Source organism: Chitinophagaceae bacterium (assembly GCA_030053935.1).
Lineage (GTDB): Bacteria > Bacteroidota > Bacteroidia > Cytophagales > JASGCU01 > JASGCU01.
Genome location: JASGCU010000075.1, coordinates 1 through 12,296 on the forward strand (window position 1 = coordinate 1; position 12,296 = coordinate 12,296).

8 protein-coding genes and 1 tRNA gene are annotated in these 12,296 nt (G+C 31.1%); 1 reads left to right on the plus strand and 8 read right to left on the minus strand.

Annotation, left to right across the window (positions count from 1 at the left end):
* On the minus strand, nucleotides 1-693 hold a 693-nt coding region (locus QM536_07675; GenBank protein ID MDI9356882.1), incomplete at its 3' end, for a glycosyltransferase.
* Nucleotides 694-916: 223 nt separating this feature from the next.
* Between QM536_07675 and QM536_07680 the strand changes: the two genes are divergently transcribed.
* Nucleotides 917-2,374, plus strand: coding sequence for an amidohydrolase (locus QM536_07680; GenBank protein MDI9356883.1), 1,458 nt, complete (start codon nucleotides 917-919; stop codon nucleotides 2,372-2,374).
* A gap of 92 nt (nucleotides 2,375-2,466) precedes the next feature.
* On the opposite strand, the gene QM536_07685 is transcribed toward QM536_07680, so the two are convergent.
* From QM536_07685 to QM536_07715, 7 genes are all read right to left on the minus strand, one after another.
* On the minus strand, nucleotides 2,467-4,080 hold the full coding sequence (locus QM536_07685; GenBank protein MDI9356884.1) for an ATP-binding cassette domain-containing protein: 1,614 nt from the start codon (nucleotides 4,078-4,080) through the stop codon (nucleotides 2,467-2,469).
* Nucleotides 4,081-4,105: 25 nt separating this feature from the next.
* A complete protein-coding gene (locus tag QM536_07690) occupies nucleotides 4,106-4,858 on the minus strand; it encodes an alpha/beta hydrolase (GenBank protein MDI9356885.1) in 753 nt (250 codons plus the stop codon).
* 125 nt (nucleotides 4,859-4,983) lie between these two features.
* The gene (gyrA, locus tag QM536_07695) at nucleotides 4,984-7,518 is read right to left on the minus strand and encodes a DNA gyrase subunit A (protein ID MDI9356886.1); all 2,535 of its coding nucleotides are present in this window, start codon (nucleotides 7,516-7,518) and stop codon (nucleotides 4,984-4,986) included.
* Between the two features lie 435 nt (nucleotides 7,519-7,953).
* A complete protein-coding gene (locus QM536_07700; GenBank protein ID MDI9356887.1) occupies nucleotides 7,954-9,000 on the minus strand; it encodes an FAD-dependent oxidoreductase in 1,047 nt (348 codons plus the stop codon).
* A 16-nt stretch (nucleotides 9,001-9,016) separates the two neighbouring features.
* Nucleotides 9,017-9,454 carry a tRNA (adenosine(37)-N6)-threonylcarbamoyltransferase complex ATPase subunit type 1 TsaE gene (tsaE, locus tag QM536_07705; protein MDI9356888.1) on the minus strand — a complete coding sequence of 146 codons (438 nt, stop codon included), beginning with the start codon at nucleotides 9,452-9,454 and terminating at the stop codon, nucleotides 9,017-9,019.
* A 62-nt stretch (nucleotides 9,455-9,516) separates the two neighbouring features.
* Complete coding sequence (locus QM536_07710; GenBank protein ID MDI9356889.1) at nucleotides 9,517-11,952, minus strand: N-6 DNA methylase; 2,436 nt, start codon at nucleotides 11,950-11,952, stop codon at nucleotides 9,517-9,519.
* A gap of 124 nt (nucleotides 11,953-12,076) precedes the next feature.
* Nucleotides 12,077-12,151: transfer RNA gene (locus QM536_07715), tRNA-Pro, on the minus strand.
* Between the last annotated feature and the right edge of the window lie 145 nt (nucleotides 12,152-12,296).

Here is a 12,296-nt window from a genome sequence, read left to right on the forward strand (position 1 = left end):
AAAAAGAGAAACACGCGATTTTCCAAATCTGTATGTTTGTTTGAAAAATTGAACAAAATTAGTCCGCCTTTTATGGTATACAAAAGCAGTTTTTATGAGTTTCGTTCTAAAACCATTTTTTATAATGCGAATACTCATATCAATGTCTTCGCTCTCTCCGTATGGAAGATTTGCAAATCCCCCTGTTTTTTCAAATACTACACGTGAATATCCCATATTAAAACTTCGGGGGTAAAAAGTATCTAATTTTTCCCCGCCGCCTCGTATTCCTCCCGTTGTAAAAAAAGAAGTCATGGAATAGTTAATCGCTTTTTGAATATCAGTAAAATTGGGATGTGCTTTATCGGGTCCTCCAAAGCAATCTGTATAGTCATCGGCAATACTTTTTTGCACTTCGGCAAGATATTTTTCGGGAATAATACAATCGGAATCTAAAAAAATAAAATAATCCCCCTTTGCTCGCAGAGAACCATAGTTTCGTGATGGACCAGGACCTGAATTTTCTTTATAAAAGTATTGTATATCTACCATATTTTTATAGATATTTACAACAGATTCACAAGGAATAGGAGAAAAATCCTCTACAATGAGAATTTCAAATGAACGGTACGTTTGAATAGATAAACTTTGTAAAAGTTCATCTATTTCTTCTTTTGGTCTTTTATATACAGGAATAATGAGAGAAAATAACATACAAAATAGTATTGGATTTACAGTGATTAATGAGGAAACGTAAAAAAGAAATATTTTATGACAGATTATTACATTTTTTTCTTTTTTATTTTTAAAAAAGTAAAAATGAGTAAAATATATTAATCTTTAGGAAACATTACTTATTACTCCACTAAAGTATATTTTGAAATAAGTAATTATTAAAAACAATATATTATATATTATACATTTAAATCAAAAAAAGATGAAAAGTTTTTTATTAGTATTATTCTGTATGGGAATATGTCTCAATTCTTTTGGGCAATCGGGGAAAAATATCCCTAAAAACACCTCAAAGAAAGATATATTTATAGAGAATATAGATAGAAATTCTACAAAGTATGGAGAAATAGCCAAACGGATATGGGACTATGCTGAAGTAGGATATAAAGAGGTGAAGAGTAGCGAGGAATTAAAGCAATTACTGAAGAGTGAGGGCTTTAATATAGAAGAAGGAGTAGCGGGAATTCCTACTGCCTTTATAGCTACTTATAAAAGTGGAACGGGGGTTCCTACGGTTGCTGTATTAGGAGAATACGATGCTTTACCTGGTATATCTCAAGAGGCAGTTACGGAGAGAAAACCTATTCTGCAGAAAGAAGCGGGTCATGCCTGCGGACATCATTTATTTGGTGTTGCTTCTGCTGCGGCTTCTATAGCATTAAAACAATGGCTGATAGAATCTAAGGCAAATGGGACTATTAAATTTTATGGAACTCCCGCAGAAGAAGGTGGTTCGGGAAAGGTTTATATGGTTAGAGAAGGTCTTTTTAAAGGGGTAGATATAGTTTTGCATTGGCATCCAGGAAGTATGAATTCAGCAAGTCCTTCTACTTCTTTGGCAAATAGAAATGGAAAATTTAGGTTTTATGGGACTTCTGCACATGCAGCCGCTTCACCTGAAAGAGGACGTTCTGCATTAGACGGGGTGGAAGCAATGAATATGATGGTAAATATGATGCGAGAGCATACAAAAGAAGATTCTAGAATCCATTATATTATAACTCGTGGTGGAGAAGCGCCCAATGTAGTTCCTGACTTTGCGGAAGTATACTATTATGTAAGGCATAAAAGCAACGATGAAGTAAGAGATATGTGGAAAAGATTAGAAAATGCTGCAAAAGGTGCTGCAATGGGAACAGATACCGAAGTAAAAATAGAAATACTTGGTGGTGTTTATAGCACTCTCCCAAATGAAGTACTTTCTAAAGCAATGTATGAAAATCTAAAAAAAGTAGGAGGTTATACTTATACCGAAGAAGAGAAAATTTTTGCGGAAAAAATATATACTACCTTAGGTAAAAGTGCGCAACCGTTAGAAAATACCAATAAAATCCAACCTTATGAATCTCGAGAAGGAAAAGGAAGCACAGATGTAGGAGATATAAGTTGGAATGTTCCAACAGTGGGTCTCAATACTGCCACATGGGTACCTGGAACAGCAGCACATAGCTGGCAAGCTGTTGCTGCGGGAGGAACTTCTATTGGTACTAAAGGATTACTCATCGCTGCCAAAACTATAGCTCTCACGGGGTATGATATTTTTACAAATACTCAATTAATAGAAGATGCATGGAAAGAGCTTCGTTCTAAACAAGGAGAAAGTTTTAAGTATGAGCCACTTCTTGGGGATAGAAAACCTGCATTAGATTATAGAGATTAAAGATAAAGATAGGAATATTACAGTTAAAGAGAGGGTCCCCTCTGAAAAAGAAATTTTTCGGAGGGGGCTCATCTTTTGTTATAGATAAAAGGTCAGTACAGTTTTTGTCTCTGTGCTATTATATCTTCATTTTCCATAAATTCATCAAAGGGAACTAATTTATCTAAAAATCCTTTTGAGGAAATTTCTACTATTCTATTTGCTATGGTATTTGTAAATTCTCTATCGTGAGAAGTAAATAAAATAATACCTGGGAAGTTTATCAATCCGTTATTGAGAGCTTGTATAGATTCTAGGTCTAAATGATTGGTTGGCTCATCTAATATAAGTAAATTAGCACCGCTTAGCATAATTTTGGAAAGCATACAGCGGACTTTTTCTCCTCCGGATAAAACACTACATTTTTTGAATACTTCTTCGCCTGAAAAGAGCATTCGTCCTAAAAAACCTCTTATATATTGTTCGTCTTTTTCTGCATCAGAATATTGTCTCAGCCAATCTACTAAGTTGAGTTCTGATTGAAAAAAATGAGTATTTTCATTTGGTAGGTATGCGATGGTTATGGTTTGTCCGTATTTAAAGCTTCCTTTGTCAGCAGCAAGTTCGTTCGCCAATATTTTAAATAAGGTAGTAATAATGGTGCTTTCTTTACTTAAAAAAGCGATTTTATCTCCTTTATTTACAAACAGGTCTATATCTTGGAATATGGTTTTCCCTTCAATAAATTTAGAAAGTTCTTTTACTTCTAATATTTGGTCTCCTGGTACTCTGTTTTGTGTAAATATTATGCCTGGGTATTTTCTACTGGATGGTTTTATTTCTTCCACGTTAATTTTTTCTATAAGTTTTCTTCTGCTTGTTGCTTGTCTTGATTTAGAAGCATTTGCACTAAAGCGAGCTATAAACTCTTGGAGTTCTTTTATTTTTTCTTCTGCTTTTTTATGAGTAACGTTTTTTTGTTGAAGGGCTAATTGGCTGGATTGGTACCAGAAACTGTAATTTCCTGTAAAGATTCGTATTTCATTATAATCAATATCTAATGTATGGGTGCTAACGGTGTCTAAGAAATGTCTGTCATGTGATACTACAATGACCATATTTTGGAATTCCAATAAAAAATCTTCTAGCCACTTAATAGAATGTATATCCAAATCATTAGTAGGTTCATCTAAAATAAGAATATCGGGGTTACCAAAAAGTGCTTGTGCTAAAAGGATACGTACTTTTTCTCCTCCGGTGAGTTGTTTCATTTTATGTTGGTGGATATTTTCTTGTATATTAAGACCACTGAGGAGGTTGGCTGCATCTGATTCTGCATTCCATCCGTCTAATTCTGCAAACTCATTTTCTAGTTCGGATGCTCTTATACCATCTTTTTCAGAAAAATTTGATTTGGAGTATAACTCTTCTTTTTCTTTTACAATGCTCCATAGTTTTTTATGACCCATTATAACAGTATCTAATACAGAAAATTCATCGAATTCAAAGTGGTTTTGGTGTAGTACTGCCATTCTTTTATTTGGTTCAATGGAAATATCACCTTTTGTTGGTTTCACTTCACCCGATAGTATTTTTAAGAAGGTAGATTTTCCGGCTCCGTTTGCACCTATAACTCCATAGCAATTTCCACTCGTAAATTTTATATTTACTTCATCAAATAACACTCTCTTTCCGAATTGCAGGGTTATATTATTGACAGATAGCATATTTTTCTTTTTTGTTTTTTAATTATTATTTATTTTTTAAAAAGTTCATAAGGAGTTCATTAAATTCGTTGGGCTTTTCCATCATGGGAACATGACAACAGTGGTCTAAAAAATGAAGAGTAGAATGTGGGAGGAGAGAATGGAATTCATGAGCAACAATTGGTGGGGTTATTGTATCATTTAAGCCCCATATTAAAAGAGTGGTAGTTGTTATTTGAGATAATTCTTGAGACATATTTTTTCTTTGAGCTGATTTTGCCATTTTTATTATATTCAAGCATTTGCTATTGTCTTTTAGGGTTTCCATTATTTCAAGAATCATGTCTTCTGTGACAATATTGGGGTCATAAAAAGTGTGCTTTGTTTTTTCTTTTATATAGTCATAATTTCCTCGCTTAGGAAAAGAACTTCCCATCCCCGCTTCAAAAAGCCCTGAGCTACCGGTAAGGACAAGTTTCTTTACTTTATCGGGATGCTTAAGGGTGTACATAAGCGATATGTGTCCTCCTAAAGAGTTTCCTACTAAAGTAAAACTATTAAGTTGTTTTAAAAGAATAAAACTTTCTACGAAAGATACCAATTCTTCTAACCCGGACTTATAAGGTAGTGTAGTTATTGGTAAAACGGGTATAATAACCCTGTATTGTGTGCTAAAATATTTCACAACAGCATCCCAATTGCTTAAAGAACCAAATAACCCATGCAATAAAAGTAACACTTCTCCATTCCCCTCATCTAAATAATAAAAGTTCTCTTCTTTTTTGGTAGTAAATCCCATTTTTTAACTAAATCTTTTGGTAATCGGGTATAAAATTGATATTAAAATATGCTATTGGTACATAATAAAAAAATAACAAGAATATAGTAAATATATGCAATATGATTCAAAAAAAGCATTATTATTTATGATTCTGTAGTATTTTCTGTTCCTTCATGTACTTCTAATTCTATATTTTCTGTACCTACATATTCATTATCAGATGGAAGCGGTGCATCTAAGGTTTGAATTTTTTCTACACTTGCTATTGCGTCTCCTTCGTATAATTTTATAAGTCGTACTCCTTGGGCTATTCTTCCGGTTATTCTAATTTTATTGAGAAGCATACGAATGGCTATTCCTGATTTATTGATAATCATAAGTTCATCAGTAGGGGATACTTCTTTTATCGCAACTAATTTTCCCGTTTTTTCAGTCACATCTAATGTTTTAACACCTTGACCGTTTCGGTGAGTTATTCTATAGCTTTCTATTGCGGAGCGTTTTCCATACCCTTGTTCTGATACGACTAATAATTCTGTTTTTGGATCGGTTACGCAAACCATACCTATAAGGGTATCTTCTTCATTTTTAAATTGCATACCTATAACTCCCATAGCGGTTCTGCCCATAGATCTGACTTCTTTTTCGTGAAAACGTATTGCTTGTCCGTCTCTTGAAGCAAGAACGATTTCATTATTTCCGTTGGTAAGTTGTACATCTAATAGTTCGTCATTTTCATTTATAGTAATAGCGTTTATCCATCCTGTTCTAAATTTACAAAATTCTTTGAGTAGTGTTTTTTTGATAATTCCATTTGTAGTACATAAAACGATATAGTGGCTTTCTATAAATTCTATATTATCTAAATTTCTGACATTGATTACATTTCTTACTTTATCAGATTCTTCTATGGGGATTATATTTTGGATAGCCCTTCCTTGTGAATTTTTAGAGCTTTCAGGTATTTTATATGCTTTAATAGAAAACATTCTGCCTTTGCTGGTAAATATAAAAAGATAATCCAAATTATTGGCTACCAATAAGTGTTCCGTAAAATCTTCTTCTTTGGTAGAAGCAGATTTTGTTCCTATCCCTCCACGCCCTTGTATTTTATATTCTGCGAGAGATGTTCTTTTGGTATATCCTTGGTGAGATATGGTGATAACCATTTGATTGTTTTCTATCATATCTTCTTCGTCAAATTCTTCTGCATTCGGTTCTATCACGCTTCTTCTTTCATCACCAAATTTTTCTCTTAATTCTATGAGTTCATTTTTGATAACTGACATTTGGATAGAAAAACTACCGAGTATTTCTTGAAGGTTCTGTATGATTTTTTTTATTTCTTCATACTCTTTTTCTATTTTATTTCTTTCTAACCCTGTAAGTCGTTGAAGTCGCATCTCTAATATAGATTTTGATTGGATTTCGGAGAGTTGAAACGTATTCATAAGTCCTATTTTTGCTTGTTCTGTATCGGATGAGGACCTAATCAGTGTTATTACTTGATCTAAATGGTCTAAAGCAATAATATACCCTTCTAGTATATGGGCTTTTTTTTGGCTTTCCTCAAGGTCAAACTTTGTTCTTCTGATAATAACATCGTGTCTGTGTTCTATATAATTTTTTATGAGGTCTTTGAGATGGAGGGTTTGCGGTCTTCCTTTTACTAATGCTACATTATTTACTACAAACTGTGTTTGTAGTTGGGTATATTTATAGAGTTTATTGACTACTATTTGAGCAATGGCATCTTTTCTGAGCTCATACACTATCCGAAGCCCATCTCGGTCAGATTCATCACGAACTTCCGTGATCCCTTCAATTACTTTTTCTTGAATTAATTGGGCTGTTTTTTCTATCATAGAAGCTTTATTGACTTGGTAGGGAATTTCTGTTATAACAATTTGCTCCCTTCCATTTTTCAAAGCTTCTATACTCAGTTTGGCTCTAATGACGATTTTACCTTTACCTGTCATAAATGCTGACCTGATACCGCTCGTTCCGTATATGATACCTCCTGTTGGAAAGTCAGGCGCCTTTATATAATTCATAAGTTCTTCAATACTTATATCATTATTTTCTATGTAAGCAATAGTTCCGTTTATGATTTCTGTGAGGTTATGGGGTGGCATATTGGTAGCCATTCCAACTGCTATCCCTGAGCTTCCGTTCACCAAAAGGTTCGGTATTTTTGCAGGGAAAACGGTAGGTTCTTCCAAAGAATCATCAAAATTTGGTTGAAAATCTACTGCTTTTTTGTTAATATCTGCTACCATCTCGTCTGTTATTTTTTTCAATCGGGCTTCTGTATAACGCATCGCCGCAGGGGAATCCCCGTCCATACTTCCAAAGTTCCCTTGTCCGTCTACTAATGGATACCGCAGCGACCAATTTTGAGCCATACGGACCATAGTGTCATAAACAGAAGCGTCCCCATGCGGGTGATATTTACCTAATACTTCTCCTACTATACGAGCTGATTTTTTATATGCTTTATTATAAGTCACTCCCAATTCTAACATTCCATATAATACTCTTCTATGAACGGGTTTTAAGCCATCTCTCACATCGGGCAATGCTCTTGAAACAATAACTGACATAGAATAATCTATGTAGGCAGTTTTCATCTCTTCTACGATATCTATCGGGATTATGTTCTCTTTTTCTCCTTTCATTTTACTTATTTAATAAGGTTTTTTTGTTCAAAAGTATTGTTTATGTAAAATAACAATAATAATAATTTTTTTTACTCTTTCTCCGTATTTCAATGATTTATAAACGAAAAACTCGTTTGTTTTTTCAAAATACGGCTTTGACTTTATATTTCTTATAAAGTAAAAAAATCTATACATACAACAACTATAAAGCATATAAGAAAATATAAGAACTCTTCTTATTAAGTGGCAACCAAGGGAAGTAACTTGGCTGGTAACTTGAGAATACATAAAATATCCTCACCATTCTCTCATTTTTTTATAACCACATAGAAATATGGAAAAGAAACTGTGTATCTACATGGTTATTAAACAAAAAATAAAAACGAAGAGATGCAATGAAAAAGAGATTATATCTGGGAGAAGTATCCTCTTTTTTTGCAAAATAAATAAACATTACACATATCTTTGTACATTTAATTCATTGGGAATGGGGATATTGAGAATAATATTATCTATCAAAACATGAGCACAGTAAGGAGCGATGCTCACTCCCTTAGTTCCCAATCCATTCAATATATACATGTTTTTATAATGTATATGATTTCCTAAAATAGGTCGTCTGTCGGGAACTGTTGGTCTTATACCGACGGTATGGTCTATTATTTCTATTGTTCCTTTGTAGAATTTAGCGAGATTCTGTAAGATTGTCTTTTGTGCTTGTAGGGTTGGTGTATGTGTTCTGTTTTCCCATTCGTAAGTAGTTCCTATTTTGCATATATTTTCTTTTTGTGGTATCAAAAAACATCCTCTATTGACGATAGTATGAAAGTGGCAGTTTAATTTTGTAGTGAGTAATTCTCCTTTCACGGGTATTATGGGGATTTTTGGAAAGATGGTACCTTCTAATTCTTGTTCTCCACGGCAAAGAATGAGGTATTCAGCTGTAACATCTTTGTAATTAATTTTTTTTTTTGTGATTTTTAAAAAATAGTCTTCAAATACCTCTTCTCTGATACTTTTATGTTCTTGAAAATACTTTTTAGCACTATTCAGAAATGTTTTTGTGTCCAAGAAACCTGTTTTTTTGAGCATCATCCCTCCAAAAGGACTATGAATTTGTTCGTGTGATGAGGTGAAAAGTATCTTATCAATGTAGGGAATGTATGATTCTTCGTGGAGTTTGCTTTCCCAATCATTTTGTTCTTTGATAGATAAAAAGGGGATGTAGAGTGGAAGGGGATTGAGAAAAGAGGCGTTGAGTTGGTTTTCTAATCTTTGATAGAATGTTTCTATATCTTTAAAAAAAACATCTGCCATCCATGTTTTTACCAATCTTTTGCCCGTGATGGGGTTATAAAGCCCCGAAGCCACTCTAGATGCAGATGCGGGATTGTTATTGTCAATTATCAAAATGCTTTTTCTTCTCCTTAAAAGTTCTAATGCTACGTGTGTTCCCGCTAATCCCTGTCCTACTATTATATATTCTACAAAAGAACTCATTTATTAAACAAAAGAATTAAAAATTGATACTGACGATGACTTCTCTCCAATTATTTTCTATGATATTAATAGTTATAAATATAGATTGATCATGGGAAACAGTAGAGGAAACTCTTTCAAACCACTCTATAAAGCATATATTACCACTGTAAAAATAGTCATCTAATCCTATTTCAGCGGCTTCTATTTCATTATTTATTCTATAAAAATCAAAATGGTATATTTTTTTGTTATCAACGGTAAGGTATTCGTTTATAAGAGAAAAAGTAGGACTTGTGACATTATCTATCACTTGTAAGTTTTTAGCAAGATACTTTATGAAGGTAGTTTTTCCTGCTCCTAATTCTCCTATAAACAGCCATACAGATGGTTTCCCATCTATTTTTACGAGAAATTTTGCGATTTCGTCAAAATCTTCTTCTTGTTTTACAATATATGTCTTGTGTATGTTCACCGTAAAATATTTAAGATGGTATGAATTTTTTTTTTTATAGAAATGTAAAAAATATTATTTTTTTAAAGAAGGTGAGAATAAGGTAAAGATTTTATATAATTTTCCATATATTCAAAATCTATTTCGTTATTTTGTTTTACTGGTAAGAAAAGTTTTTGATTTTTAATTCGTGTTTGATTTCTTTTACGACCATAATTGTATCTAAAACATTCTTTATTTAAAATCGTAACAAAAAATAAACTAGTATATTTATTAAGTATAAAATCTTTGGGAATAATTACTTCTACATGATCCGAGCCAATGAAATTATTCTCTTGATAAAATGCTTTTCCATTAGTGGCACTATCTATAGTTATCACATTTCCTTCTTGGGTGAAAATATTTGATGTTCCATTTACTCCATTGTTTTTATTGCTAGTAGTAACATATAAATATTCTCCTGCCGAAATTTCAAATTGAGTAGCATTACCTCCAGACCCTTTTACTTCAAATAAATCTTTGAGAGTAAACTCTTGAAAATTTTGCTTTTCAATTTTAGTGTTACTGCTATCATGTATATTTTTAATATTAATAAAGTTATCACTTCTAAACAAATCAAATAAATCAACTTCTTTTAAATCTTTATCTATTAAACCCAATTTCAATTTTGTTTTAAATATTACATACTCTTTAAGTGTATTTTCAAAATCTCTTTCTGATAATTGGCTATAATCAGTCTTACTATGAGCTTGAATAATCCATTCATCGTCTGCGGTAATTTTTGTATAAACTACATTAATATTATCATTGTATTTTTCTGGATTTTTTATTTTTTCTAATAAATCATTTTTAATATTTACCCATTTATTTAAAGTATCCGTTCTACCTTTGTTTTTAGACAAAATTAATCCATCATCTTTTAAATCATATAAAACCACTTTTTTATCTCCGTGTGAAATATTTGTCTCAAAAACTGCAATTGCTGTATTTGTAGAAGCATTTGGTTGAAACAATTCTATTGGCATATTGATAACATATTTTAAAGTATGTTTGCTTAATATTCTGGCTCTTATATTTTCATCCTTAAAATAAGTGGATAAAGGAGCAATCATCACCACATATCTACTACAATTATCTAATAATAATTCCAAGAATTGAATTTCTTTTTTAGTTGGATTTTCTTTATTATCTTTTCCACCATATGGTGGATTTACAAAACCAATTGTTGGTTTTATATCTTTAATTATTTGTAAAGCTTTTTCATCAAAAAAATCCTCATTATATATTTTAGATTTTCCATCACCTCTAAATAACATATTAGATATAGACAAAGTGTACATCGTGCTACTTTTTTCAAATCCTAGCAATTGTTCTTGCTTAACTTGTTCTTTTAATTTTTCTTTATTTGGTATTTTAGAATTATCTATTTCTTGAATTATTTTATTCATTCCTGCTATTAAAAAGGCACCTGTTCCACAAGCAGGGTCTAAAATTATATCATTATATTTTAAGTCAATTAACTCGGTAAATAAAGTAGTAATATGATTAGGTGTCAAAACAATACCCTTTTTTACATTTGCTACTCCAGCATATCGTAAAAATTCTTCATAAAATTTTCCAATAATATCATATGAGGATTTTGTTTTAAAAAGAGGTATAACTTTTTCGTTTAATTCTTGTAAAATATCTTTTAATATATTTGTTTCTGTTAAATCCTTGTCTGTTTTTAAAAAGGCTAACTCATTTAATAAGACTTCAATCTTTTTATTTTCAATATTTTCATTTTCTAAAATATTTTTTAATGTAAGTGGAATATTATTAATGATAGTAGATATATCCCAATTTATAAAACCATTTACAAAATCTGTTTTGTTTCCTTTTTTATCAAAGAGACATATCATTAAAGCACTTATCAAAATAGGTCTTTTTTGAGAATCTAAATTTCTTAAAATTTTATTTAATTCTTTTGAAGACTTTGATATTTCAGTAGATAATATCTCTAAATCAATATTTTCAAAATAAGAAAGATAATCCACTTCATCTAATATTTCATTTCTATTAATATTTTCAATATCATTTCCTTTCACTATAAAAGTATCTATAGTGTGATTGTATATTTCATTAACATCTCCAGAACATGCAATGCCTACAAAATTCCAATCTTTAAAATAGTTTTTTGTAGTTTCATCTTTTCTATTTAAATTATTTTCTGTAAAAAAAGATAAATAATGTTTTACCCCATCTATCGCATATTTTTTAGGATTAAGTATATTATTTGTGGAACTATGATCAGAAATAGAATCTTTATTCTCTACTAAAATAAGTAATTTATTTTTTTCATTTACATAAATAAAATCAGGCTCTCCTCTTTCTTGGTTTTGAGCTTTAGATGTATTATCTAAAACAGATTGTATAATTTTATAATCTGTAACTTTTTTTGTAATCCAAGGATTAACAAAAGTTTTGGATGATAAAAAATTAAATAACTCTATATCTTTTTGTGATTCATTTTTTCTCATATATTTGATAATATTCTATTTCTACTATAGATGTAGCATGTTTTTTAGATTTTTTTTAATACTCTATTTCATATTTGTATCCGATATGAAAACTCTTTTTTTATAGGTATTATAAAATATAAAGTCGAGGTGAGAAGATTTGAACTTCCGACCCCCACGTCCCTAACGTGGTGCGCTAACCTGGCTGCGCTACACCTCGATTCTATTTTTTTAATGTGTATCTTAATATAATGAAATAATCATATTGAATTTCTTTAATTTCTTTTGATAAAAGTAAATAAAATAATTTTATTAAAAAAATTACTACCGTCAGAAAAATATTGCAAATTAAAAGATAATTCTAT

Coding starts and splice junctions, on each gene's coding strand:
- QM536_07680 (MDI9356883.1), top strand. CDS start 917: ATGAAAAGTTTTTTATTAGTATTATTCTGTATGGGAATATGTCTCAAT.
- QM536_07685 (MDI9356884.1), bottom strand. CDS start 4,080: ATGCTATCTGTCAATAATATAACCCTGCAATTCGGAAAGAGAGTGTTA.
- QM536_07690 (MDI9356885.1), bottom strand. CDS start 4,858: ATGGGATTTACTACCAAAAAAGAAGAGAACTTTTATTATTTAGATGAG.
- gyrA (MDI9356886.1), bottom strand. CDS start 7,518: ATGAAAGGAGAAAAAGAGAACATAATCCCGATAGATATCGTAGAAGAG.
- QM536_07700 (MDI9356887.1), bottom strand. CDS start 9,000: ATGAGTTCTTTTGTAGAATATATAATAGTAGGACAGGGATTAGCGGGA.
- QM536_07710 (MDI9356889.1), bottom strand. CDS start 11,952: ATGAGAAAAAATGAATCACAAAAAGATATAGAGTTATTTAATTTTTTA.